Genomic DNA, 26,477 nt, shown 5'->3' with positions numbered 1-26,477 from the left:
CAGAAAATTATTTATTCATGATGTATTACCATAGTTATCAAAAATAAATATTTAAATCCATTCATATCTTAAAAGGCCATACATGTACAAATCATGCCATTTTCCATCCCTCAAAACAAACTGCCTTAAAACCCCCTCCTTTATAAAGCCTGACTTTTCATACAAAGCAATTGCGGCATGATTAAATTCCAGTACATTAAGTTGTATCCTATGAAAATTCAAATCATTAAATCCGTAACTCAGAAGCAGATCCAAAGATTCTCTGCCGTATCCTCTGCCTCTCGTATTTACATCACCGATGCCGATAAACAAGGTTGCAACTTTATTTTCCCAAATTATATCATCAAATCCCGCAATTCCTATTATTTCATTATTTTCTGCTAGCCTGACTGCAAACACAACAGACTCTTTATTTTTTTCATAACTCTCAAAAGTTTTATCAACATCTTCCTTTTTTTGCGGTATCGGAGGCATATAATCATAGAACTTCAAAAATTCAATGTCTGAAAACCATTTATAAATAACTTCCATATCCTCTTTTTCAATTTTGTTTAAAAAAACCCCCGGAGACGTTTTTTTTCGGAATTGTTTAACTTCATCAGTTGATTTCATAGATTTATCCTTGTGTTTTTATTTCACTAATCTATAAAATATTTTATAGATTAATAGACAAATTGTCAAATAAAAAGAAAGTTTCTTATATTTTAACAAATTTATCTATAAATTGGAAAACAAACTTTAAAAAAATAAAGTAAAAGGATACTTGGTTTCCGCTACTAGCTATTGACGGATCTTTATTTATTTTATACGGAGGCATGCAAAATCCATTGTTTATATATTACGCTTTATTTTGTATGTTAGTAATTGCAGCTGATCTATTATTTTATCAAAAGAATTTATCATTAAAAAAACTGCCTTAAATATTTTCAAAAGGCAGCTTTCATAACTAGTCAAATTTTAAAAGGTTTAGTCCAACCTCGTCATTAAACTCTCTGTCAACTGTACCATCAATTATATTTATAAACAATTCGCATGTTGCACTTACAACCGCTGAATTTAGATGTCCTCCACGAACACTGTATTCTTTGTCTCCCACACTCATATGCAAATGATTATAGAGCTGGCCTTCTTTTGTAGTAATACTTCCGGTTAGTGAAACAATTTCAAAATCTCCTGTGTATTTTTCAGAATGATATTTCTTTTCTTTTGTGTCAAATAATCCAATCACTATTTCACCCACTGCTCCCAGTGCATTGATATTGGCAAGCTTTATATCTTCTTTTGCACATATTTTCATTATTTCTGCAACAACTTCTTCACCCTTATCTATTCTTGCGATTATTGTATTGTTAAATCTCTTGTATTCCATAAAATCCTCTCTTATTTCTTTCTTACTATTTCCACCCAGTACCCATCAGGATCTATAATAAAGTAAATTCCCATTAATTCATTGACAAATTCAACACATCCCATTTCCTTATGCTTTTTATAAGCTTCATCATAGTTGTCAACTGCCATTGCAAGATGAAATTCCTGTTCTCCAAGGTCATATGGCTCTGTTCTGTCCTTCAACCATGTAAGCTCTAATGAAAAATCTGTTTCTCCATCTCCTAAAAAAACTAGAATATAGCTTCCGTCAGCCGATTCTTTTCTCCTTACCTCTTTTAGACCCAATGCTTCTTTATAAAAATTCTTACTTCTTTCTAAATCAAAAACATTGAAATTAAAATGATTAAATTCAAACTTCATATAAGCCTCCTTAATAATAAAAATTTTACTAATTTTGTATAGTTATTTACTCTCGCTTTGTTTTTTTATGATTAAATGCATTATATCATAAAAAAATAATATTATCCAAATCCTTTATTAATAGTGTAACTAAAGTACTTGTTATAAAATAAGCTCTAGACAAAATAATTCATATGTACCTTATCTTGTTTTGCAATAAGAATATATTTAAGAAATATTTTATAATTTTAGTATTTTAATGACATATGACGATTAAAATGATAAAATATATCAGTTGAGCATTAGATGACATTTTCATTTATCAATTCATAATGTCCATTCACGAAATTATAACTATATCAATATGTTTATCGCTATAAAATTTAGAAATTGCAGGAGAAAATGAAATGCAGCAAAGAAAAAATACCTCTAAAAGTAAAATTCAGCTAGAAAATGAAATACTGCAAGAGTATAACAAAATCGATAACAATTGGCTGTTACTGCATTATAAAATTTCAATTGCAACGGTTATTTTTGTGCTGACAGTAGAGTGTATGTTGAGCCCTATTTTTATTTATTCGGACATATTGACAACTACTGTTTCAAAATATGTTATAAAGTTTATTGCTGTGCCAAGTGGTATTAATTTTCTATGCATTGCAGTTGCTACAGCAGTAATGCGGTCTGATATAGTTTCGCAGAAGTTTAAAATATATTCAATATCAATCATTTATGCAATTATATGCTTTGTTTCTTATACGGCACACAGTGCATTCACAGTAACTTATTTTATTTTTTCAGGAGCAATTATACTCACAACAATTTATGCCAGTTACTCAGTTACTTTTTCCACAGCATTTATAAGCATAGGTTTATTTATTATTTCAGAAGTATTTGTTTCCTGGGATGTAGATAAGACCAGTATCTTCGAAAGTACACTTCGTTTAGGCAATTTTCTTGTTTCTCTTCTTATTATTTTTGGATTTTCTGCAGTATGCATGATAATTATTCAATATGAACAAAAAAAAAATACAGCCAGCATCAATATTGAAAAAGAAAGGATTATGCTTTATCACCGTCTTAAACTCGATGAGGTAACAGGCATATTTAACAGAAAAGCACTTCATGATGCAATGCGCGATTTAGAAGAAGATTCAAAAGGAAAATACATATTTGCAATTATTGATATAGACAATTTCAAAACAATTAATGATAGTTTCGGACATCAAATAGGTGATAAATGTTTGGTTGAATTTGCAAGTTTATTAAAAGAACATTCCGAAAAGGCTGTTCCATTCAGATATGGCGGCGATGAGTTTTGTCTGTTGTTTCATAATTCAAATATTGAAGAAGCAGTTAAAATTTGTGAACAAATTCAGTCTAAATTAAATAGCATTAACCTTTCAATAAATTCAGATTTAAAGGTGACTGCCAGTTTTGGTCTAACTGAATATGAAGATGAAATGAATGCAGCAAAATTATTTGTTTGCGCAGATCAGGCCTTATACAAGGCAAAAGTCGAACGCAACAGCATACAGGTTTTTAAAAAGGAATTAATGCTTATGAAAGGCGAAGTAATAAATATTTGACAATAAACTATATTTTTTATGAAATTATTACTATTTTATAAATAGTTTTACAATAAGTAAGAATTAAGCTTATTTAAAGGCTTCCTGTGATAAAATTAAAATCTCAGGAAGCTTTTTAATTAATTTAAATCAATTTATAGTATTAAACCAGAATTGCTATTATATATAATTTTATTTTTTATGAGACTTTTTATTATATTACCCCGTCTAATAAACGTAAGGAGAGTGAGAGAGGAAATGCCTGCAGGAGAAAAAGATACTTACCAAAACTTAGTTAACTTAATAGTTGAAAATCAAAATAGATTCTATTTATTTGCTTACAGTTATGTAAAAAACAAAGAAACCTCTCTAGATATGGTTCAAGAGGCAGTATATAAAGCATTAAAATCTTCAGATCAATTAAAAAATACAAATCAAATGAAAGCTTGGTTTTACCGTATTCTAGCCAATGTTTGTCTGGATGAAATTCGAAAAAGCAAGCATTCAATTGCAACTGATCCCGAAGTATTTATTGAACAGGACTTAAGGATCAATGACAAACAGGAAGATGTATCTCAAGCAGAGTTATTGGATCTGTACAAAGCACTTAATGAGCTGGAGCCGAAAACCAAATCAATAATAATACTGAGATACTTTGAAGACATGAAACTTGCCGATATAGCCAAAATACTTGGAATTAATCTCAGTACGGTTAAATCAACTCTTTATCGTGCTTTGGATTCACTGAAAATACAGTTGAAGGGAGATGTGTTTCAAAATGAATCAATGGGATAATGAGAATATGAGCAAAATCAACGAACTTAAAAAAATATATGAAAATCCGGAAATTCCTCAGGAACTTCCTCAGGTTATTCAAAACGTAATTAAAAAAGTAGAAAACGAAAGAAATGGGGTAATTAACATGACAATCAAAAATGAAAAATCAAAAAAACCTTACTGGAAAAAAATAGTTGCTATTGCAGCAGCAATTACAATCTTTGTTGGAGCTTTCGGAATAGGAGTATCTACAAATGAGGCTTTTGCAGCTTCCATGGAAAATGTACCTATATTAGGTGCTCTTGCGAGGATTTTTACTGCTGAGGAAATTCACGAAACTAACGATGTATCCACTGTAGATATTAAGATTCCTGAAATTGATGGACTTAAAGATAAAGATCTACAGGAACAAATAAATAAAGCTGTTCAGAACGATATGAATAAAGCAGTTGAAGAAACAAAAGTAGTACTTGAAGAATATAAACAGGCAAGAATAGAAACAGGAACTAAAGAGGAAGATATCGTGCTTCCTGAACTTGTTGCCGACTATGATGTAAAATGCAACAGCGAAGATTATATTTCTTTTAAAGTATGGGTTACACAAGATTTTGCCAGCGCATATTATCAAGAATTCTATTACAATTATGATCTTAATAAAAACAGTAAAGTGACATTGGAAGATTTGCTTGGCAAAGATTATGTTTCAGTTGCAAATGAGCAAATATCAGAAGAAATTGCAGAAAGATCAAAAGATGAAAACAATGTTTACTTTGGTGAAAATGATGGAGGCTTTAAATCAATTAAGGAAGATCAGACTTTCTATATCAATGAAAATGGCAACCCCGTTATAATATTTAATAAATATGAAATTGCACCTGGTTATATGGGAATGCTTGAATTTGAAATTAAAAAAGATAAGTAATAATTATTTGCAGTAAAAACACCATGTATTATTGAAATAACCCCTAAGATTAGGCATAAAAGTTTTGATCTTAGGGGTTATTATTATACATAAATTTCATTATTATGGTTTATAAAAAATTGAAGAGCATAAGAATGAAACTGTTTAATTTCATCCTAATTCGCTCTTCAATATTAAGACTTAGTTTAATTTTTTTTATTGCTGCTCTGTTCCTTTGTTCTCTGTAACATTTCCGTCAGGAGTATTGTTTTCATTCGTACTTTGAGCAGTGTTAGTCAGCAAGTTCAATCTTTCTAACACTTCTTCAAGATTTTCTAGGCTATCGCCATATGAAGACCAGTCTCCTTTTTGAGAAGCTTCTGTAGCCTCGTTAAAAAACTGTGTTGCTTGTTTTATCAAATCATTAATATTTGTATCATCATACTCATATTCTTCTTCGACAGGCTGCTCTTCTTCTGTGTAAATTCCAAATATCTTCTCTATTGCCTTTTCAAGTGTAGATTCCATTATGATTTTTTCATCATAATAAACAACTACCATTTTCATTTCAGGGAAATTGCTCTCTGTGTCAGACTTAAGATAAATAGGTTCCACGTAAAGCAGAGATTCTTCTATAGGCACTACCACTGTGTTTCCTCTGAGCACTGTTGAGCCTACCTGACTCCATAACGTCAGCTGAGAAGATATTACCGTATCCTGGTCAATTTTTGTTTCCATCATGCTAGGTCCAGGTATTGTCTTTGTTTTTGGAAACTCGTACAATACAAGATCACCGTAAGCTTCACCGTCATTTCTGGCTGCCAAAAGTGCTATCATATTATCTTTGTTTTGAGGAGTGTATTGAGTAGTCAAAAGAAATTCAACATCATCTTCCTCCGGAAGTTTAAACATTACGTAGTTTGAACCTATAGGTTGTTCTCCGTTATTCATATATTTCTCATTCGCTATATCCCAATAGTCTTCTCTTCCGAAAAATACTGTGGGATTTTCTATGTGATAAAGTCTGTACATATCTGACTGTACGTCAAAATATGCTTGAGAATATCTGATGTGACTTTTTAATCCTTCCGGCATTTCGCTCATAGGTTTAAATAAGTCAGTAAATATTTTACTATATGTTTTTATAATCGGATCGGTCTCGTCTGAAATATAGAAATCTACAGAACCATCATATGCATCTATTACCGCTTTAACTGAATTTCTTATATAGTTTACATTCCAACCTTCAATAAATTTATCTGTAGGCTGAGAATATGCAAATTTGTCGCTTACGGTAAATCCTTCAATTATCCAATAAAGTTTTCCGTCATCCTGGTTAATTACAATGTAGGCATCATTGTCAAAATACATAAATGATGCAATTTCATAAACTCTCTGCATTATGTTTCTGTTTAAAAGTATTCTGCTGTCAGAGTTTATGTTATTAGAAATAAATAGTCTGTAACTTGCTTCTCTCAAGCTGAAAAGCAGTTTGTTCACAAACGAAAGCTTTATACCTGCTTCTCCTTCATACAGTGTCTCAACATTATCTGAACCTGAAGGGTAGTCAAATTCTTTTTCATCAGAATTAACTATTATATAGTCATTTGTACTCTCACCAAAATAAATTTCAGGTCTTGTTATTTTTAAATCCGTGCTCGTAATAGGAGGTATATTTTTCATAAGCATTTCAGGCTGCCCCTGAGAAGTAACTTCATTCACCTGCGATAATGTTATTCCATACCCGTGTGTATATTTCAAGTACTGATTAACCCATGTCCTTGCCTGATCATTTAAACGGTTCTGATCAAGCTCTCTCGCCGATAGAAATACTTGCTTATAATCTCCGTTAATATTGTATCTATCAACATCTACATCATTAAAAACATAGTAGGGTCTGATACCCTGAAGCTGATTATAAACCTGAATTAAAGGTTCCTGATCGTTTATTCTTATATTATCAATAACTTCTTTATTATTGTTTATATCTTCTATAGTTAATTCATTAGTTGCCGGAAATTGAACTATTTTTACATCATCCAAAGCATATGCGCTCTGAGTGCTTTTTATGCTGTACTCCATATACTTCGTCTCTTTAGACAGCTGATCGGGTTCAACAACAAAGTTTTCGACTAATCCGGCTAATCCTGTTCCTGCAATTGAAATAACAATCAATGCAACGGGCATTGTCAATGCAAATTTAAGATTTCTTTTTCTTGCTCCCATGAAAAAAGTAACAGCTGAAATCAAACATCCTATTGCGAGTATTCTATATAAATTCAACGTTACATTTATATCGGTATAACCCGCGCCAAAAACTCTGCCCAATTGAGAATACAAAAGTTCATAACTTCTAAGTACAAATTTTACTCCCAATAGAACAAACACAAAAATTCCTATTACAGAAAGCTGGTTTATAATTTTAGATGCAAATTTTACATTTAAAACAGCACTGAAATCAAATTGGTAATTATTGAATTTCATCTCTGTAAATTGTTCAGTTACATTTTTAAGGCTGTCTTTAATTGTAAGATACCCATAAAACAATACTGTCACAACTATTAGCAAGAATAAAATGTTCATCACAAAATCAATTAATGTATTTATAAGTGGAAGTTTAAATATGTAAAAACTCATATCATTGTTGAAAATTGGATCTACTACGCCAAAGCTTTCACTGTTAAAAAACTGAAGAATCTGAAACCATGTTCCCGATACTACACTTACAGTAAACAAAAAGCTTATGGCCACAGAAATTATCTTCATCCACATTAATGACTTTTTTTTGGATTGCGTATCAATAACTCCCGATTCCAAGTCGTACTTTTTTTTCAGTTTCCTTATAAAAACATACAATAAAATACTTAATAAAAAAAATACAGGAATACCTATTGCAAACTGAGCTTTTATTTTAGTTAAAAAGGTTTCTGTATATCCTACTTCTTTAAACCACGAATAATCTGTTAAAAATTTAATGACACCACCAAATGAATTTACGGCCAAAAATACTATTATAATTAAACCAATAACAAAAAATCTTCCCCTATTTCTCATATTTCCTCCTTTAAGAATAATTTATGGTATATAAATAAACAGCACAATGTTTTTATTTTTAATTAAATTTCTATTTATTAAATTCAATTCTTAATTTTTCCAAAGATTTTTTTTCTATTCTTGATACGGTCATTTGAGAAATATTAAGTTCTTTTGCAATTTCACTTTGTGTCTTTCTTAAATAAAATCTCTTTATTATTATTTGTCTTTCCAAATCATTTAATTTATTCATGGATTTTTGAATAAAATCCTGATTTTCAATCTTTATAAAATGAGCATCCTCCTGCCCAACAACATCCATCAGAGACAAATCACTGTCATCGCCGCTGGAATCAAATTTTTCATCCAATGACTGGGAATTAAACATTTTTCCAGCTTCAAATGCCTCTAATACCTCTTCTTCTGTTACATTAAGATATTCTGCTATTTCTCCAACGGTGGGAGCTCTATTAAGCTGATTGCTTAAAGTGTTGTTTGCTTCATTAACTTTCTTTGATATTTCTTGAATTTTTCTAGGCACTTTAATAGCCCAGCCTTTATCCCTGAAGTACTTTTTAATTTCCCCCAGAATGGTCGGAGTAGCAAAGCTGGTAAATTCAAATCCCTTGGTAATGTCAAACCTCTCAATGGCATAAATTAATCCCATGCAGGCTATTTGAAAAATATCCTCATGTTCTATTCCCTTGTTAGTATATTTCCTAGAAATTATTTCTGCCATGTATCTGTATTTTTCAAAGATTTCATTTCTGGTTTCTAAGTCTTTATTATGCTTGTACTGCAAAAATAAATCCTGATTTTTAATATTTTTTTTATTTTGTATTGCTTCACCCATATATTAACGCCTACTCATAAATATTTATACTCTTTTCAAATACTATCTTTTTACTTTTCGCATCAAATTTATAATTGTCAGCCAGGCTTTCAATAATCATTATGCACATATCCCTATTTGTACTGTTTTCTTCAGAAATTTCACCTGTATTTAAATCAGTTACTTCAACATTCAATTTACCGTCTGTCATCTCATATCTTATATTTAAAGGTTCACTGTTATTTTTAACTATATTTATAAAAAGAGTGCAAACCTCTGATATAATAACTTTTATATCTTCTATTTCATCTACGTTAAACCCGTTCATATTTGACAAAGCAGATGTTGTAAGCCTGATTGTACTCATATATTCAGATTTTTTAGGAATAGTTAAATTTATTTTTTCCATTATATCACCTCTGAATACTAAAAATCTTATTTAATCCTGTTATATCGAATAATTTATATATATTAGGTTTTAGATTTATCACCTTTATGCTAAGATTCTTTTCCTGGAGCTTTTTGTAAATGCCCATTAAAATTCCAAGACCGGTTGAATCAATGTAATCAAGCTTTTCGCCATTAATTACTATATTGCTGTTTTTTTCTTCGATTAACTCAAAAATTTTATTTTTGAGTTCAGGAGAAGTATATATATCTACTTCTCCCACAGGAATTATTTCTAAATTATTTTCCGAAGTCAATTCATATTTAATTTCTAATGACATGATAACCTCCACTAATCTTATTCTTCTTCGTCTTCCAAACTACGGTCCTCTGAATAAATTTTTGCTACAGATACTACTCTATCGTCGCCATTTAATCTCATGGCAATTACTCCTTGAGTATCTCTTCCCATAATTGAAATTTCCGTTGCATGCATTCTTATAATTGACCCGTTGATGCTCAGCATCATTATGTCATCTTCCTTTTCAACAATCAAAGAACCTATTATCGGGCCTGTTTTATTATTTACATTATGTGCCTTCATTCCCTTTCCGCCTCTGTTCTGGCATCTGTATTCCTGAGACAAGGTTATTTTTGCATACCCGTTTTCCGTTACTGTTAAAATATATTTCTTTTCAGTGCTTTCATTGTTTTCATTAATTATGCTCATTGTAACAAGCTCATCTTCATCACTTATGGTTATTGCCTTAACACCCATAGAGTTTCTGCCTGTTGCTCTTACATCTTTTTCATTGAATTTTATTCCCTTACCGGATTTTGTAACTATAAATATATCCTTAGTGCCATCAGTTTTTGAAACATTTATAAGCTCATCATCATCGGCGATTTTTATTGCTACTAAACCTGTTTTTCTTGTTGTATCAAAATCGCTGAGTTTAGTCTTTTTAATAATCCCTTTTTTGGTTACAAATATTAGGTATTCATCGTCATTGAACTCTCTTATTGGAATTATTGATCTTACTTGCTCACCTGAATCTATGCTTATCAAATTTATAGCGGCTGTACCCTTGGCCTGACGTCTTGCTTCAGGAACTTCATATGCCTTAATTCTGAACATTCTTCCTTTGTTTGTCATAAACAGAAGATTATCATGAGTAGATGTTATAAATAAATCCTTTACAAAATCTTCTTCTCTTGTTTTGAGTGCTGTTATTCCCTTGCCCCCTCTATTCTGAGCCTTGTACGTGTCTTCAGGAAGTCTTTTGATGTATCCAAAATTAGTAAGAGTAATTGCAACATTTTCTTCTTCAATTAAATCTTCTACAGTTATTTCGCCTTCGTCTGCAATTATTTCTGTTCTTCTTTCATCATAAAAATTATTTTTAATATCTTTTAATTCATCTTTTATTATGTTGTCCACCAGGTGCTGGTTTGAAAGAATTTCTTTATATTTAGCAATCATTTCCATTAATTCTTTGTACTCTGCATCTAATTTTTCTCTTTCCAGGCCTTGCAGACGTCTAAGCCTCATATCAATGATTGCTCTTGCCTGAATTTCTGATAAATTAAATGCATCCATCAATTTTTTCTCTGCATCGTCATAAGAAGATCTTATTATTCTTATAACTTCATCAATATTATCAATGGCTATTCTCAAACCTTCAACAATATGAGCTCTTGCTTCAGCTTTATTCAAATCATACTTTGTTCTTCTTACTACAATTTCTCTTTGATGCTCAACGTAATAATGAACCATTTCCTTAAGTGTCAACACCTTAGGCTCATTATTTACAAGAGCTATCATAATAATGCTGAAATTATCTTGAAGCTGAGTATGCTTATATAAATTGTTAAGTACTATGTTAGGATTGTAGTCTCTCTTAATTTCAATAACAATCCTCATACCTTTTCTATCACTTTCATCCCTTAAATCGGAAATGCCGTCGATTTTCTTATCTTTTACAAGATTTGCTATTTTTTCAATCAACCTTGCTTTGTTTACCATGTAAGGAAGCTCGGATACAATTATTCTGCTTTTATTATTTTTTATTTCCTCTATTTCAACTCTTGATTTAACCTTTACGAATCCTCTTCCTGTCATATAGGCATTTTTGATATTTTCTTTTCCCTCTATAATTGCACCTGTAGGAAAATCAGGGCCTTTTATATATCTCATAAGCCCAGGAACATCTATGTCCGGATCATCAATGTATGCCATAACCCCATTTATTACCTCTCCTATGTTCTGAGGAGGGATAGAGCTTGCCATACCAACAGCTATACCCTGTGAGCCGTTAACAAGAAGATTCGGAAAACGGCTTGGAAGAACAACAGGCTCTTTCAATGTTTCATCAAAGTTAGGCCTGAAATCAACAGTATCTTTATTAAAATCCCTTAAAAGCTCCAATGCAATTTTTGACATTCTAGCTTCTGTATAACGCATTGCCGCAGCTTGGTCTCCATCAACAGAACCAAAATTCCCATGACCATCTATCAATGGATAACGCATAGAAAAGCTCTGAGCCAAACGTACCATTGCATCATATACAGCTGAATCTCCGTGAGGATGATACTTACCGAGAACGTCACCGACAATACGTGCACTTTTTTTATGAGGTTTATCAGGTGTCAATCCAAGTTCATTTGCGGAATAAAGAATTCTTCTATGAACAGGTTTAAGCCCATCTCTTACATCTGGCAGGGCTCTTGAAACAATAACCGTCATAGCATAATCTAAATAAGATTTTCTCATTTCCTCGGTAATATTTGTTTCTATAATCTTACTTTTATTTTCATTTTCGCTCATTTATAACCTCCAACAGCTATATATCTAAATTCTTTACATATCGTGCATTTTGTTCAATAAACTCTCTTCTGGGAGCAACTTTATCTCCCATGAGTATACTGAATGTTTCATCTGCAGCCATAGCGTCATCTTCATTGACTCTTAAAAGAATTCTGTCTGCCGGATTCATTGTAGTTTCCCAAAGCTGTTCGGGATCCATTTCTCCCAGACCTTTGTAACGCTGAATTTCAATCTTGTTGTCTCTTCCTATTTCTTCTAAAATATCGCTCAGCTCCGAATCGCTGTACACATATTTTTCGAATTTACCTTTTTTCACCCTGTATAAAGGAGGTTGAGCAGCATAAACATGCCCTTGAGTAATAAGCTCCTTCATATATCTGTAGAAAAATGTGAGCAAAAGAGTTCTTATATGTGCACCGTCCACATCGGCATCTGTCATTATAATTATCTTGTGATACCTTAGTTTTGTTACGTCAAAATCTTCTCCGATACCTGTACCAAAAGCTGTAATCATATTTTTAATTTCTTCAGAATTCAGTATTTTATCTATTCTCGATTTTTCTACATTTAAAATTTTTCCTCTCAAAGGAAGTATTGCCTGATACCTTCTGTCCCTTCCTTCTTTTGCAGACCCTCCTGCTGAATTACCCTCAACTATGCATATTTCACACAAAGTAGGATCCTTCTCAGAACAATCTGCTAATTTACCAGGCAGAGACATACTGTCAAGAGCACCCTTTCTTCTGGCAAGATCTCTTGCTTTTCTTGCCGCTTCTCTTGCTCTTGCCGATCTCAAAGATTTTTCAACAATTAATTTTGCTGTCTTTGGGTTTTCTTCGCAATATACGCTCAATGCTTCCCCTGTTATGTTATCAACTATACCTCTTACTTCGCTGTTTCCCAATTTTGTTTTTGTCTGTCCTTCAAACTGAGGATTAGGTATCTTAATGGAAAGAACAGCTGTAATACCTTCCCTTATATCCTCTCCTGTTATGGAAACATCATTTTCTTTTAATAAATTACTTTTTCTTGCATAATCATTAATAACACGAGTAAAAGCAGTTTTAAAACCTATTAGATGTGTACCGCCTTCTATTGTATTTATATTATTTACAAAAGAAAAAATATTCTCAGAATATGAATCCGTATACTGCATAGATAATTCAACTATAACTTTATCCTTTTTACCTTCAGCATAAATTATATCATCGTGTAAGGCATCCTTTTTTCTGTTTAAAAATTGAACAAATTCCTTTATTCCGCCTTCATAATGAAATTCTTCTTTTACATTTTCCCTCTTGTCTTCTAAAGTTATTTTTATTCCTCTGTTCAGGAATGCAAGCTCTCTCATACGATGCTTCAATGTCGTATAATTGTATTCTATAGCATCAAAAATAGTAGAATCGGGCAAAAATGTTATCGTAGTTCCGTTTTCTTCTGTATCAGATATGTATTTAACCTCTGATTTAGGAATGCCTCTTTCAAATTCCTGCCTATATTTCTTTCCGTCCCAGTTTACTTCCGCAACTAAATAACTAGACAGAGCATTAACACATGACACACCTACGCCGTGAAGTCCGCCTGATACCTTGTACGCATCATTATCAAATTTTCCCCCTGCATGCAGCACTGTCAGCACTGTCTCCAATGTAGATTTCCCTGTCTTATTATTTTTCTCTATAGGAATTCCTCTTCCGTTGTCTACAACCACTATTGAATTATCTTCATTAATGGTTACATTGATAGTATTGCAATATCCCGCCAACGCTTCATCAATGCTGTTATCAACAACTTCATAAACCAATTGGTGTAATCCTCTTTCACCGGTGGAGCCTATATACATTCCAGGTCTTTTCCTAACAGGTTCAAGACCTTCAAGCACCTGTATCTGCTCTGCTCCATAATGAATATTATTTCTATCAGTCATTTATATCTCCTCTAATTTGTAATGTTCCCAATTTTTCCTTCGTTTATATAAAATTTATTCTTATTGTAATTTTCAGTCAATACATTCAAATCGTGATCATCCGTTGTTGTGATGAACGTTTGAATTCCTTTGATATAATTTATTAAAAACCCTTTTCTTTTATTGTCAAGCTCTGAAAGAACGTCATCAAGAAGCAAGACGGGATATTCTCCTATCTCTTCTTTTATAATCTCTATTTCAGCAAGTTTTACAGCTAAAATTGCGGACCTTTGCTGCCCTTGAGAACCAAAATACTTACATTCTTTTTCATTTATTTTTATTATAATATCGTCTTTGTGAGGGCCGTACATTGTAGTTCCGTTTTGAATCTCCTGCTGTAAACCAGAATTAATTTTTTCATAAAACATTTTTTTAAAATCGTCTTTATCAATATTATTTAAATTCCCAACATTGCATAAATAATTTAATTCAAACTTTTCTTTGTTGCCTGAAATATTTGCATAAATATCCACAGAATATTTTTTAAGCTTACTTATGTAATCATATCTGTAGTATACTATTTCCGTTCCAATATTAACCAAGTAATCATTCCAAATATTAATAATATCCTTATTTTTCGATTTTGTATAGTAGTTTTTTAATAATATATTTCTTTCAGTACAGATTTTTTTGTATTTATTGAGCAGATATTTATATTTCGGCTTAATTTGAGAAATATCAATATTAACAAATTTGCGTCTTTCACTAGGACTTCCTTTAACGATTTTCATGTCATCAGGAGTAAATATAACATTATTTAAAATTCCTATCATTTCAGATGTCTTATCTAATTTAACGCCGTTGATTAAAACCTGTTTTCTTTTATTTTTCTCAAGCTGAAGCTGAATTTTCATTTCATAGTTGTTTTTTTGTATATTAACTTCAACAAAGCTTCTGTTTTCGTGAAATTTAATAAGCTCATTTTCACTGTTCAATCTAAACGTCCTGCCTATAGAAGTCAAATAAACTGATTCCATTAGGTTAGTTTTACCCTGGCCGTTATCTCCAACAAAAATATTAAGAGAATCATTTAATTCAATTTCTGCTTCCTCAAAATTCCTGTAATTTTTAATCTTTAGACTTTTTACTATCATTTTTCCTCTTTTGAAATGATATACCTTTCTCCGCCGAAATCAACAATATCTCCTTCTCTCAGCTTTTTGCCTCTTTGCAGCATAACTTCGCCGTTAACTTTTACAAGTCCATCAAGAATTACATTTTTGGCCATTCCGCCTCCCTCAACTGCATTGACAAATTTTAATAGCTGATCAAGTTTTATAAATTCTGTTGAAATGATCACTTTTTCCATAATAAATCCTTCTTTCAGACATTATTCTTAATTAAGAAAATACTTGCTTAGCTTATTCTTACAGGCAGCACCATGTACACATAATCTTGTTTGCCCTCTTCAGTTATAAAGCATGGATTATTAACCCCTATTAAATTTAGTGATATCTTTTCGCTGTCAATAATTTTTAGAAAGTCCAATAGATATTTTGAGTTAAATCCTATTTTTATATTTTCTCCTTCTTTTTCAACCGGTACATTTTCTTCTACATTTCCGTATTCGGAAGCAGAATTGATTTTCATACTGTTTTCTTTTACTTCTAAAATAATTAAATTGTTTTTATCATCTTTAGCAAGAAGTGAAGCCCTCTCCACACTATTTCTTATGTCTGAAGTTTCCGCTTTTACTACTGTTACATAATTATCTTTTATTATTCCCTGATAATCAATAAATTTTCCATCCAGAAGATTAGAAATAATAATTGTGTTTTCCATTTTGAAGCTTATATGGCTTTCGGATATAGTTATTTCTGTATTTTCTTCATTTTCTTCAATAACTCTCAAAATTTCCAACAAAGTCTTTGATGGAACAACTACAGAAACTTCTCCTTCAAAATTAATCTTTTCTTTTTTAACTGCCATTCTATAGCCATCCAAAGCCACGAATGTGCACATATTATTTTTAATCTCTACCAAGCACCCTGTAAAAATTGGCTTTATATTTTCCTGTGCAGCTGCAAAACACGTATGTTTAATTAAACTTTTCAATGATTCAAGTTTAATAGAAAATGATTTTCCTTCGTTATCAAATGTGTTATCCGGATATTCCGATGCCGAATTACCTAAAATATTAATTTCAGTATTAAGACACTTAATCTCCATATTGTTATTATCCATTGTTTCAATATGAACATAAGAATTAGCCGGAAGTTTTCTTACAAAATCACCTATAAGTCTTGCCTGTATTACAATAGAACCTTCTTCTTCAACTTCGCATGGAGAATATGTTTTTATACCTAAATCAAGATCTGTTGCCGTAAGTACAAGCATGTTATTTTTAGCTTCAATTAATATGCCTGACAAAATAGGAAGTGGTGTTCGGGATGTTACGGCTTTTTGTACAATATTAATGCTTTTATTAAGTTCATTTTGGTTTATTTTTATTTTCATCTTTTAGCTCCTTTTATAAAAAATGTGCACAACTAAAAAAGTGTAAAATCCTTAGTAGATATAAATAAAATATAATAGTAATTGTAGTAGGCAATGTTAATTTGTTGAAAAGTCATTTTTGCATTTAATTTCTAACTAACTAAGAAAGAAATTTCATGTGGATAGTTTTGAAAATATGAAAAAGTTATTAACTGCCTATATTTTTTTGTCAACAGCAACTAACTTTTTGTCAACAGGTTGTTCCTAATTATTAAGCATGGAAATCAAATCATCAATATTCTTTTTTACTTCCTGACTGTTTTCTATATCTTCTTCCACTTTATTGCATGCATGAAGAACAGTTGAGTGATCTCTGCCTCCAAATTCATCACCTAGTTTAGGAAGAGACAAGTTTGTGAGTTTTCTTCCTATATACATTGCAATTTGCCTTGGATAGGCTATGTTTTTTGTCTTTTTCTTTGATACTATGTCTTCCATCGATATATTATAGTAGTTTGAAACTACTTCTTTTATATCGTTAATAGTAATTTTTTTGTTATTTGAAATTAAATGTTTTAGAGCTTCCTGAGCCAGTTCCAGCGATACTTCCTTTTTATTTGTCAAAGAAGCATATGCGTATATTCTTATAAGAGCTCCTTCAAGTTTTCTTATGTTTGATTGAATATTTTGAGCGATATATGATATAACATCATCTGGAACATCATAATTTTCGGCTTCTGCCTTTTTCCTAAGAATGGCTGTTCTTGTTTCATAATCAGGTGGCTGAATATCAGCTATAAGTCCCCATTCAAAACGTGAACGAAGCCTGTCTTCCAATGTAGGTATCTCACTTGGAGGATTATCGCTGGATACTATTATCTGTTTATTAGCTTCATGGAGGGCATTGAATGTATGGAAAAATTCCTCCTGAGTACTTTCTTTTCCCGCAATAAACTGAATGTCGTCTACAAGAAGCACGTCAGCTCTCCTATAAGTATTTCTAAACTCCTCGTTTTTACCGTCTTTTATTGAGTTAATCAAATCGTTGGTAAATTTTTCAGATGTAACATAAAGTACGTATGCTTCAGGATTATTATCTAGTATATAATGTCCAATTGCATGCATTAAGTGAGTTTTACCAAGGCCTACACCCCCGTACAAAAATAGTGGGTTGTATGCTGTTGAAGGTGCTTCCGCAACAGCAAGTGAGGCAGCATGTGCAAATCGGTTACTGTTTCCTATTATAAAATTATCAAATCTGTATTTTGGATTTAATTTTCTTCCATTACTATTAATAGAATCAGAATCCTCGGTGGAGTTGTTTAAATTATTTTTTTTATTATCTTCCTTTTCAAGATTTTCTCCTGGCACCGTAAAAATAAGTTCAGTATCTTTTTTTAATACATATGTAAAAGCATTTTTCAGAAAGTTGTAATGTCTTTTTTTCAATGTATTTTTTAAAAATTCATCTGCTGTTTCCAAATAAATGGTGTTATTTTTATATGCAACTATTTTAAGGGGTTTGAACCAAGTATTAAAACTGACTTGATTAGTGTCCTCTTTGACAATCTCGAGGACTTCATTCCATAATTCTTCAAAGTTCATAATATCCTCCGGTTGTTGATAAAAAAAATTAACATTTTGTTAATAAAAAGTGATGCTTTTTGATAAAATATATGATATAAACAATTGTTTATAAAAAATATAAACAATCTAAATATATGATTAATCAATGTTTCTCATAATCTGTTAACAAGTTGTCCATAAATGAGCAACATAAAAAAAGTTATCCACAGGTATATATCATAGTAACATTTTTTATCCACAATTTCAATTTTATTTTTTTTATTTTAAAAAATATTTGCAATATTTATGAAAATATAGTATAGTACAATAGCTATAATTTAATTTATGCAAGTTTACTTGCAGTTAATGTGTAGACGTAACTTAATGCGGTAAATTATAATATTTTTAAGAGTTGACACAGTAATTTAAAAATATTATAATTTAAAAACATGAAAATTTAGGATATTGATATAGATATCTGTATTACAAGGAGGTGTTTCCGGTGAAAAGAACTTATCAGCCAAAAAGAAGACAAAGAAGCAGCGAACATGGATTTTTAAAAAGAATGAGCACAAAGTCTGGAAGAAATGTTTTAAAGAGAAGAAGGGCAAAAGGTAGAAAAAGATTGTCAGCATAAGGCCGCATTTGTGGCCTTTTATTCCAATTAGAAATATCTGGACATTTAAGGTAAATAAATGATAATAATAAAAAAAAATACAGAGTATAAAACAGTATACAATTGTAATAATTCGATTTCCGATTATAACCTTGTTCTATTTGTTAAAAAAAATAGTTTCGGAATCAGCAGATTTGGATTTACTGCTGCAAAAAAAATAAAGAAGGCAGTATCAAGAAATTTTATAAGAAGAAGGCTTAAGGAAATAGTCAGGTTAAATGAACAAACTATTAAACAAGGCTATGATATTGTTATAATGGCAAGAGTCAATGCAGTAGAATCGGATTACAGAAGTTTGGAAAAATCATTTAATAAGTTGATGAAAAGAAAAAATTTATTAAAGGGTGATTTAAATAAGTAGAATATTGATTTTTCTTATAAGGGTATATCAGAAATTTTCTTCGAATTACGGAGTCAGACATTGCAGGTTTTACCCGACATGTTCTCAATATTTTGTGGAGGCACTACAAAAATACGGTTTCATTAAGGGATCTTACTTAGGTATAAGAAGAATACTCAGATGCCATCCCTTTAACCCCGGAGGATACGATCCTTTGAAATAATACGGAGGAGTTATGAACTTAGATTTTATCGCAAAGCCCATGGGCATGCTTGTTAAATTATTATACAATATGGTATCCGGATTGGATACGGAGTTTGTTTCTGCATATGCAATTGCAATAATATTATCAACAATAATATTCAAGGCGATTATGCTGCCTCTTACGGTAAAGCAGACAAAATCAATGAAAAAAATGCAAGAAATGAATCCTAAAATAAAAGAGCTTCAAGAGAAATATGGAAAAGATCCTCAGACTCTTCAAAGAAAGCAAATGGAGTTATACAAAGAAGCAAACTACAGTCCTTTTTCGGGATGTTTGCCTATGCTTATTCAATTTCCAATAATTATTGCTTTCTTTTATGTAATAAGAGAGCCTGTGCAATTTGTTTTTCAAGATCAAGCATTTTTTGATTCAATAAACAAATCCTTTTTGTGGATAAAAGATTTAGGTTTTACTGAAAATCATGTCTTTGTTGCTGCAGATGTAGCAAAGGGTGTACATGAAAACTTAGTTGATATGGTTAACGGCTTATCTATGGGCGGTATGGCATTGCCTTTTGTAGGAGCAGCTGTTCCTATATTAGCAGCTGTTTCTGCTCTTACAACTTATTTCACCACAAAGATGACATCATCATCACAGCCTTCAGTTAATGAACAGCAGCAAGCGACACAAAAATCCATGAATATGATGATGCCTGTAATGATTTTTATATTTGGTATCCAGTTCCCTGCAGGTTTGGGTTTATATTGGGTTGTATCTAATGTGTTCCAATTGGCACAACAATATTTTATTATGAATTCGTCCAAAAATCCTAAGGAGGAATTAAAATAGATGAAAAGTATAACTATTGAAAAGGCTACTGTCGATGAAGCTGTTAAAGCTGCGTTAGAAGAACTCGGAGCTGAGAGTGATGAAGTCGAAGTTGATATAATCAACGAACCGTCAAAAGGTTTGTTTGGTTTAATAGGAAGCAAGAATGCAAAAATAAAAGTAACTATTACAAACGGTCCGGAAGAAAGAACAAAAAAGTTTTTTGAAGTGTTATTGAAAAAAATGGACATAGAAGCCGATTACAAGGTAGTTTTATCAGACAATGTATTGAAAGTTGATATAGTTAAAATTGATGAAGATGATAAAGGAATAATTATCGGAAAAAGAGGCAAAAATTTAGACGAAATTCAATTTCTTTTAAATTTAATTGTAAACAAGGGAAGACAAAATTACGTAAGAGTTATTTTTAATGTTGAAGACTATAGAGCAAAAAGAGAAGAAACATTAAAAAAACTGGCAAATAAGATGGCCGATAAATGCAGATACTATAAGCATAAGGTAAGATTGGAACCCATGAATCCATATGAAAGAAGAATTATTCATTCGACTTTACAGGATACGGCCGATATAATAACTTATTCGGAAGGTGAAGAACCTTACAGAAAAGTTGTTATAGATTTAAAATAGCAGAATTTTTAATAACCCGGACAAACCCGGGTTATATTTTTTAAGTAGCGTTTTAGCTTGTTAGCATGATTCTTTAAAAAAGTAATAAAGGAATATAAATACAAATTATTATGTACATTTATTGATTATTAATGTAAAATATATATGATTGAAAGAAGCGGTGGTAAAATGAATTCAGGTACAATAGCAGCAATTGCTACGTTTCCGGGCAATGCAGGCATTAATATCATAAGAATAAGCGGAAGTGATTCTTTAAATATTGCGCATAAAATATTTATGGGTAAAAACGATGAAATGAATAAAAAATTAGCCTTAAAACCAAGGTACCTTCATTATGGTTTTATTGTTGATAAGAACGGAAAGGTTATTGATGAGGTATTATTGTCATACATGAAAGCTCCTCATACTTATACCAGAGAAGATATTGTTGAAATTAACTGTCATGGGGGTATTATCTCCGCAAAGAAAATACTTGAAGTTGTTCTTGAGCAAGGGTGCAGACCTGCGGAAAGAGGAGAATTTACAAAGCGAGCTTTTCTGAACGGAAGAATAGATTTGACTCAGGCAGAAGCTGTTATTGATATTATAAATTCTAAGACAGACACCAGCCATGAAATTTCAGTTAACCATTTGGAAGGAAGACTTTCCAGGGAAATAAACGGACTTATAAGCATAATAATGGATCTTCTTGCAAATATAGAAGTAAATATCGATTTTCCGGAATATGATGAGGACGAAGTAACAATTTCAAAAGTAAAAAGTGAGAGTAAGATTATAATCGAAAAGCTTAAAAGACTCATTAATACTGCAGATACGGGTAAAATTTTCAGAGAGGGCATTAAGACAGTTATTTTAGGTAAGCCGAATGTTGGCAAATCTTCACTTATGAATTTTTTATTGAACGAAAACAGAGCAATAGTTACGGAAGTGCCGGGAACAACAAGAGATACAATTGAAGAGTATGTAAACATCAAGGGTGTTCCTTTGAGAATTATTGATACGGCAGGTATAAGAGAAACCGATGACAAGGTTGAAAGAATAGGTGTCGAAAAAGCGCTGCAAAAAGTTAATGAAGCTGATTTAGTAATAATGATTTTTGATTCTTCGAGAAAAATGGAAGAAGAAGATAAAAAAATACTGGATTATATTAAAAATAAAAAGGTTATATATATAAAAAATAAGACTGATCTGAAAAACATTATTGATTTTAGTGGTTATGAGGATATAGAAACAGAAGCAATAAATATATCAATTCTTAATAATCAGGGTTTGGACGATATAATTGATAAAATAGTACGAATGTTTTTTGAAGGAAGTATAGATGTAAGTGATGAACTTATTATAAACAACGCAAGACATAAAAACTTGCTCATAAATGCAAAAAACAGTCTGGAGGAAGTGTTAAAATCAATTGAAAATCATGTGACTATTGATTTTCTGGAAATTGATTTAAAACAATCTATGGAATATCTGGGTCTGATTGTAGGTAAGTCTGTAAGTGACGACTTAATGGATAAAATATTCAATGAATTTTGCATAGGCAAGTAATTAGAAAGAGGAATGAAATGGAAGACAGAGTAAAAAATTTTCTTGCTGAAAGTGTGGATGTTATAGTTATTGGGGCAGGTCATGCAGGGTGTGAGGCAGCGCTGGCAAGTGCACGTCTTGGAATGAATACTGTAGTTTTGACCATGAGCTTGGATTCTATAGCCATGATGCCTTGCAATCCAAATATAGGAGGCACGGCAAAAGGACATCTGGTAAGGGAAATAGACGCACTTGGCGGAGAAATGGCTTTAAATATTGATAAAACTATGATACAATGTAAGATGCTTAATCGTTCAAAGGGACCGGCAGTACATTCTTTAAGAGCTCAGGCTGACAAAAAAAAATATCATACTGAAATGAAAAAGGTTTTGGAAAACCAAGAAAATCTTAAAATTTTGCAGTCAGAGGCAATAAAAATTGAATTGCTGGAAGACGGGACCTTTAACGTATATACGAAACTGGGATCATATTACAATACTAAAGCCGTTATAGTAACAACGGGTACGTACTTAAAGGGAAAAATATATATAGGCGAACTGAACTATTCGTCGGGTCCTGACGGATTAGCCCCTGCAAATGACCTTTCACAATCATTGATGGATTTAGGAATAGATTTAAGAAAATTCAAAACAGGAACTCCGGCAAGAATACATTCTGATTCTATAAATTACGAAATAATGGAAATGCAGACAGGTGATAAAGAAATAATTCCATTTTCATTTATGAATGACAAAGTAGATATAGAACAGGTACCATGTTATATAACCTACACAACAGAAAAAACTCATAATATTATAAGAAATAATCTTGTCAGATCACCTCTTTACGAAGGTGTTATAAAAAGTGTCGGTCCTAGGTATTGCCCGTCAATTGAAGATAAGGTAGTGAAATTTGCAGATAAAGAAAGGCATCAGCTTTTTGTGGAACCTGAAGGGTTAGATACTAAGGAAATGTATATTCAGGGCATGTCGTCATCTTTGCCGTACGAAGTGCAGATTGCAATGTACAGATCTATGATTGGTCTTGAAAAATCAGAAATTATGAGACCGGCATATGCAATAGAATATGACTGTATAGATCCGACACAGCTTAAATTAAGTTTGGAACTGATTAGTATAAAAAATTTATTTTTTGCCGGACAGGTCAACGGAAGTTCCGGTTATGAGGAAGCGGCTGCTCAGGGATTAATTGCCGGAATTAACGCTTCTATGAGCCTTCAAGGGAGAGAACCTCTTATACTGGATCGTTCGGAAGCATATATAGGTGTATTGATAGATGACTTGGTTACAAAAGGAACGAATGAACCTTACCGAATGATGACGTCAAGGGCGGAATACAGGCTTTTATTAAGACAGGACAATGCTGACGAAAGACTTACTGAAAAGGGGCATAAAATAGGTCTTGTGACAGAAGAGAGATATAAAAAGTATGAAAATAAGAAAATGCAAATTGAAAGTGAAATTGGCAGGCTGAAGAGTATAAAAATAACTCCGAAGTCTGAAGTTAATAAAATATTAGAGAAAATAGGAAGTGTTCCGCTTAAAATGCCTACAACTCTGTATGAGCTTATAAAAAGAGTGGAATTGAACTATGATAATACATCTGAGCTTGATGAAGAAAGAATGCCGTTAAAGAAAGAAATTAAGGATTATGTAGAAACGGTCATAAAATATGAAGGATATATATCCAAGCAGATAAATCAGGTAGAACAGTTTAAAAAGCTTGAAAACAAGAGAATTCCAAAGAGTATTGACTATGACAATGTAAAGAGCCTGAGATTGGAAGCAAGGCAGAAGCTTAATAAAATCAGACCGGATTCAATCGGCCAGGCTTCAAGGATATCGGGAGTATCACCTTCAGATATTAATGTGCTTTTAATTTATTTAATGACTTACAATAACGATTAAATAAGGAGAATGCCTTGATAAAAACATTGGAAGAGGGATTTAAACAACTAAATATACCATACAACGATGAAATTGAAAATAAATTTGTAAAGTATAGAGATCTTTTGAAAGAATGGAACCAGAAAATTAATATAACATCCATAGATGATGATGAAGAAATTTATGTTAAACATTTTTTAGACAGTATTTTACTGTTGGAAAACAACCGCAAAAATGAAATAAAAAGCCTTATAGATGTAGGTACAGGCGGTGGTTTTCCTGGATTTCCTTTAAAAATTGTCAATGATGGCTACAAAGTCACTCTTTTAGACAGTTTGAGAAAAAGAATAGACTTTCTTGATGAAGTAAAAACAGAACTTATGCTTGAAAATGTTGAACTGATACACGGAAGAGCTGAAGATTACGGCCAAAGCAAAAAATACAGAGAGAAATTTGATATCTGCGTATCCCGTGCTGTTGCACCTTTAAACATACTTTGTGAATATTGCCTTCCGTTTGTTAATGTAGGTGGTTACTTTGCCGCATACAAAAGTGAAAATATTTCCTCGGAAATTTCTGATTCTGAAAATGCCATAAAAAAATTGGGGGGAAGAATAAAAGAAGTAAGGGAAGTCAGTTTGCCGACCACAGATATTGTCAGAAAGATAGTTATAATTGAAAAGTATGAACAAACAAACGCAAAATACCCGAGAAAAGCGGGAAAACCAAGTAAAGATCCATTAGTGTAAGGGGGAGAGTTATTTGATAAGCAATATAGTCAATATAGATGTTAATAAAATAATTCCTAACAAGAATCAACCAAGAAAAATTTTTGATGGTAAAGCCTTGGAGGAGTTGAGCCAATCTATAAAAAACTATGGTATTATACAACCTATAACTGTCAGAAAAATTTATGATGATATTTATGAAGTAGTAGCCGGTGAAAGACGCTTGAAAGCTGTAAAACTGTTAAGTATGGAAACAATTCCCGCAGTAGTTATTGAGGTAAAGGAAGAGGAATCTGCTGCTATGGCACTTATTGAGAATCTTCAGAGAGAAGATCTTGATTTTATTGAGGAAGCAATGGCATTTGAAAGACTTATCGATGATTTTAACTTAAACCAGACTAAGCTGGCGGAAAAGCTGGGCAAATCACAATCGACTATTGCAAATAAAATGAGAATTTTAAAGCTGCCGGAATCGGTTAAACAAAAAATCAGGCAGGGGGGCTTAAGCGAGCGTCATGCTAGGGCTCTTCTAAAATTAAACGATGAAGAACTTCTTTTAGATATAGTAGATAAAATTATAAATAAGGATCTAAACGTAAGTGAAACTGAAAAGCTTGTAAATTCAATTTCAGAAGATATTAATAAAAAAAAGATGAGGGACAAGCGTTACGTACGGAACTTTATAAATTATAAAATATATATCAATACTATAAAAAATGCTTATAATGAAATTGTCAAAACCGGTATAGACGCAAAATTCGAACAGGGGGAGTCGGAAGACTTCATAGAAATAAAGGTTAAAATTCCTAAAAAAAGTTTGTAGAAGGTGATTAAGTGGCTAAAGTGATAAGTGTATTCAACCAAAAAGGCGGTGTGGGTAAGACAACGACAAATGTAAATCTATGTACTGCGTTGGCTCTCAAGGGTAAGAAAGTTCTCAGCATTGATATAGATCCGCAGGGTAACTCAACAAGCGGTTTTGGCGTAGATAAAAACAGTCTTGAAAATACGATTTATGATGTGTTGATTGAGAATTTTGACATAAATAAGATAGTGTATGCCACAGAAGTAGAAAATCTTGATTTAATTCCATCGAACATACAACTTGCCGGAGCGGAAATAGAGCTTACGAATACGAAGTACAGAGAAAAAACATTAAAAGAAAAAATAAATTTAATTGATAAAAGTTATGATTTTATAATTATAGACTGCCCTCCGTCACTTGGTTTATTATCATTGAATGCACTTACAGCTTCAAACACAGTACTTATACCAATTCAATGTGAATATTACTCATTGGAAGGTGTAGGACAGCTTATAGATACAGTGAAACTTGTCAGAAAAACATTAAATCCAAAACTTGATATAGAAGGAGTTCTTCTTAATATGTATGACGGAAGAACAAACTTATCTGCTCAGGTAGTGGAAGAAGTGAAGAAATATTTTAAAAATAAAGTATACAAAACTGTGATACCAAGAAATGTAAGGTTAGCTGAAGCACCAAGCTTTGGTCAGCCCATAATGCTCTATGATGTAAATTCAAAGGGAAGCGAAGCATATATAAAGCTATCTGAAGAATTAATTAAAAACAATTAGG

The 26,477-nt window shown here is 31.8% G+C and carries 26 protein-coding genes; 13 read left to right on the top strand and 13 right to left on the bottom strand.

Annotation, left to right across the window (positions count from 1 at the left end):
• Window positions 1-51: 51 nt before the first annotated feature.
• From RBQ61_RS03510 to RBQ61_RS03500, 3 genes are all read right to left on the bottom strand, one after another.
• The gene (locus RBQ61_RS03510; RefSeq protein ID WP_308139140.1) at window positions 52-612 is read right to left on the bottom strand and encodes a GNAT family N-acetyltransferase; all 561 of its coding nucleotides are present in this window, start codon (window positions 610-612) and stop codon (window positions 52-54) included.
• Window positions 613-946: 334 nt separating this feature from the next.
• On the bottom strand, window positions 947-1,369 hold the full coding sequence (locus tag RBQ61_RS03505; protein WP_308139139.1) for a PPC domain-containing DNA-binding protein: 423 nt from the start codon (window positions 1,367-1,369) through the stop codon (window positions 947-949).
• Window positions 1,370-1,380: 11 nt separating this feature from the next.
• Complete coding sequence (locus RBQ61_RS03500) at window positions 1,381-1,749, bottom strand: VOC family protein (RefSeq protein ID WP_308139138.1); 369 nt, start codon at window positions 1,747-1,749, stop codon at window positions 1,381-1,383.
• A 386-nt stretch (window positions 1,750-2,135) separates the two neighbouring features.
• Here RBQ61_RS03500 and RBQ61_RS03495 point away from each other — a divergent pair, with 386 nt between their 5' ends.
• The 3 genes from RBQ61_RS03495 (at window position 2,136) to RBQ61_RS03485 (ending at window position 4,995) form a co-directional block, all read left to right on the top strand.
• A complete protein-coding gene (locus RBQ61_RS03495; RefSeq protein ID WP_308139137.1) occupies window positions 2,136-3,317 on the top strand; it encodes a GGDEF domain-containing protein in 1,182 nt (393 codons plus the stop codon).
• 225 nt (window positions 3,318-3,542) lie between these two features.
• A complete protein-coding gene (locus RBQ61_RS03490) occupies window positions 3,543-4,091 on the top strand; it encodes an RNA polymerase sigma factor (RefSeq protein WP_308139136.1) in 549 nt (182 codons plus the stop codon).
• Entirely contained in the window at window positions 4,075-4,995 is a 921-nt protein-coding gene (locus RBQ61_RS03485) for a DUF3298 and DUF4163 domain-containing protein (RefSeq protein ID WP_308139135.1), read from the top strand. Before RBQ61_RS03490 ends, RBQ61_RS03485 begins: the two co-directional genes overlap by 17 nt.
• A 195-nt stretch (window positions 4,996-5,190) precedes the next feature.
• On the opposite strand, the gene RBQ61_RS03480 is transcribed toward RBQ61_RS03485, so the two are convergent.
• From RBQ61_RS03480 to dnaA, 10 genes are all read right to left on the bottom strand, one after another.
• Complete coding sequence (locus RBQ61_RS03480) at window positions 5,191-8,028, bottom strand: UPF0182 family protein (RefSeq protein WP_308139134.1); 2,838 nt, start codon at window positions 8,026-8,028, stop codon at window positions 5,191-5,193.
• Window positions 8,029-8,098: 70 nt separating this feature from the next.
• Window positions 8,099-8,860: a SigB/SigF/SigG family RNA polymerase sigma factor gene (locus RBQ61_RS03475; RefSeq protein WP_308139133.1), complete on the bottom strand. Its 762-nt coding sequence runs from the start codon at window positions 8,858-8,860 to the stop codon at window positions 8,099-8,101.
• A 10-nt stretch (window positions 8,861-8,870) separates the two neighbouring features.
• Window positions 8,871-9,248: an ATP-binding protein gene (locus tag RBQ61_RS03470; protein ID WP_308139132.1), complete on the bottom strand. Its 378-nt coding sequence runs from the start codon at window positions 9,246-9,248 to the stop codon at window positions 8,871-8,873.
• A 4-nt stretch (window positions 9,249-9,252) separates the two neighbouring features.
• On the bottom strand, window positions 9,253-9,567 hold the full coding sequence (locus tag RBQ61_RS03465) for an STAS domain-containing protein (protein WP_213924092.1): 315 nt from the start codon (window positions 9,565-9,567) through the stop codon (window positions 9,253-9,255).
• A gap of 17 nt (window positions 9,568-9,584) precedes the next feature.
• Window positions 9,585-12,053: a DNA gyrase subunit A gene (gene gyrA, locus RBQ61_RS03460; protein ID WP_308139131.1), complete on the bottom strand. Its 2,469-nt coding sequence runs from the start codon at window positions 12,051-12,053 to the stop codon at window positions 9,585-9,587.
• A gap of 16 nt (window positions 12,054-12,069) precedes the next feature.
• Window positions 12,070-13,980 (bottom strand): DNA topoisomerase (ATP-hydrolyzing) subunit B, encoded by a 1,911-nt coding sequence (gyrB, locus tag RBQ61_RS03455; RefSeq protein WP_308139130.1) that lies wholly within the window; start codon window positions 13,978-13,980, stop codon window positions 12,070-12,072.
• Window positions 13,981-13,991: 11 nt separating this feature from the next.
• Window positions 13,992-15,113: a DNA replication/repair protein RecF gene (gene recF, locus RBQ61_RS03450; protein WP_308139129.1), complete on the bottom strand. Its 1,122-nt coding sequence runs from the start codon at window positions 15,111-15,113 to the stop codon at window positions 13,992-13,994.
• Entirely contained in the window at window positions 15,110-15,328 is a 219-nt protein-coding gene (locus RBQ61_RS03445; RefSeq protein ID WP_308139128.1) for an RNA-binding S4 domain-containing protein, read from the bottom strand. The genes recF and RBQ61_RS03445 overlap by 4 nt, the downstream gene beginning before the upstream one ends.
• A gap of 47 nt (window positions 15,329-15,375) precedes the next feature.
• The gene (gene dnaN / locus RBQ61_RS03440) at window positions 15,376-16,476 is read right to left on the bottom strand and encodes a DNA polymerase III subunit beta (RefSeq protein WP_308139127.1); all 1,101 of its coding nucleotides are present in this window, start codon (window positions 16,474-16,476) and stop codon (window positions 15,376-15,378) included.
• A 243-nt stretch (window positions 16,477-16,719) separates the two neighbouring features.
• Window positions 16,720-18,060: a chromosomal replication initiator protein DnaA gene (gene dnaA, locus RBQ61_RS03435; protein WP_308139126.1), complete on the bottom strand. Its 1,341-nt coding sequence runs from the start codon at window positions 18,058-18,060 to the stop codon at window positions 16,720-16,722.
• A 463-nt stretch (window positions 18,061-18,523) separates the two neighbouring features.
• On the opposite strand from dnaA, the gene rpmH reads away from it, so the two are divergent.
• The 10 genes from rpmH (at window position 18,524) to RBQ61_RS03385 (ending at window position 26,476) form a co-directional block, all read left to right on the top strand.
• Window positions 18,524-18,658, top strand: coding sequence for a 50S ribosomal protein L34 (gene rpmH, locus RBQ61_RS03430; RefSeq protein ID WP_308139125.1), 135 nt, complete (start codon window positions 18,524-18,526; stop codon window positions 18,656-18,658).
• Window positions 18,659-18,716: 58 nt separating this feature from the next.
• Window positions 18,717-19,058, top strand: a complete 342-nt coding sequence (gene rnpA / locus RBQ61_RS03425) for a ribonuclease P protein component (RefSeq protein ID WP_308139124.1) — start codon at window positions 18,717-18,719, stop codon at window positions 19,056-19,058.
• Window positions 19,051-19,260: a membrane protein insertion efficiency factor YidD gene (gene yidD, locus RBQ61_RS03420; protein ID WP_213924111.1), complete on the top strand. Its 210-nt coding sequence runs from the start codon at window positions 19,051-19,053 to the stop codon at window positions 19,258-19,260. Before rnpA ends, yidD begins: the two co-directional genes overlap by 8 nt.
• A 12-nt stretch (window positions 19,261-19,272) precedes the next feature.
• Window positions 19,273-20,091: a YidC/Oxa1 family membrane protein insertase gene (locus RBQ61_RS03415; protein WP_308139123.1), complete on the top strand. Its 819-nt coding sequence runs from the start codon at window positions 19,273-19,275 to the stop codon at window positions 20,089-20,091.
• Window positions 20,092-20,718 (top strand): RNA-binding cell elongation regulator Jag/EloR, encoded by a 627-nt coding sequence (gene jag, locus RBQ61_RS03410; RefSeq protein ID WP_308139122.1) that lies wholly within the window; start codon window positions 20,092-20,094, stop codon window positions 20,716-20,718.
• 168 nt (window positions 20,719-20,886) lie between these two features.
• Entirely contained in the window at window positions 20,887-22,266 is a 1,380-nt protein-coding gene (gene mnmE, locus RBQ61_RS03405; RefSeq protein ID WP_308139121.1) for a tRNA uridine-5-carboxymethylaminomethyl(34) synthesis GTPase MnmE, read from the top strand.
• Window positions 22,267-22,283: 17 nt separating this feature from the next.
• The gene (gene mnmG, locus RBQ61_RS03400) at window positions 22,284-24,173 is read left to right on the top strand and encodes a tRNA uridine-5-carboxymethylaminomethyl(34) synthesis enzyme MnmG (protein WP_308139120.1); all 1,890 of its coding nucleotides are present in this window, start codon (window positions 22,284-22,286) and stop codon (window positions 24,171-24,173) included.
• Between the two features lie 14 nt (window positions 24,174-24,187).
• A complete protein-coding gene (gene rsmG / locus RBQ61_RS03395) occupies window positions 24,188-24,901 on the top strand; it encodes a 16S rRNA (guanine(527)-N(7))-methyltransferase RsmG (protein ID WP_308139119.1) in 714 nt (237 codons plus the stop codon).
• Window positions 24,902-24,914: 13 nt separating this feature from the next.
• Window positions 24,915-25,703, top strand: coding sequence for a nucleoid occlusion protein (gene noc, locus RBQ61_RS03390; protein ID WP_308139118.1), 789 nt, complete (start codon window positions 24,915-24,917; stop codon window positions 25,701-25,703).
• A gap of 11 nt (window positions 25,704-25,714) precedes the next feature.
• Window positions 25,715-26,476 carry a ParA family protein gene (locus RBQ61_RS03385; protein WP_308139117.1) on the top strand — a complete coding sequence of 254 codons (762 nt, stop codon included), beginning with the start codon at window positions 25,715-25,717 and terminating at the stop codon, window positions 26,474-26,476.
• Window position 26,477 lies beyond the last annotated feature (1 nt).

The sequence above is a fragment of the Sedimentibacter sp. MB35-C1 genome (assembly GCF_030913635.1).
Lineage (GTDB): Bacteria > Bacillota > Clostridia > Tissierellales > Sedimentibacteraceae > Sedimentibacter.
This window is presented reverse-complemented; position numbering and strand designations above follow the sequence as displayed.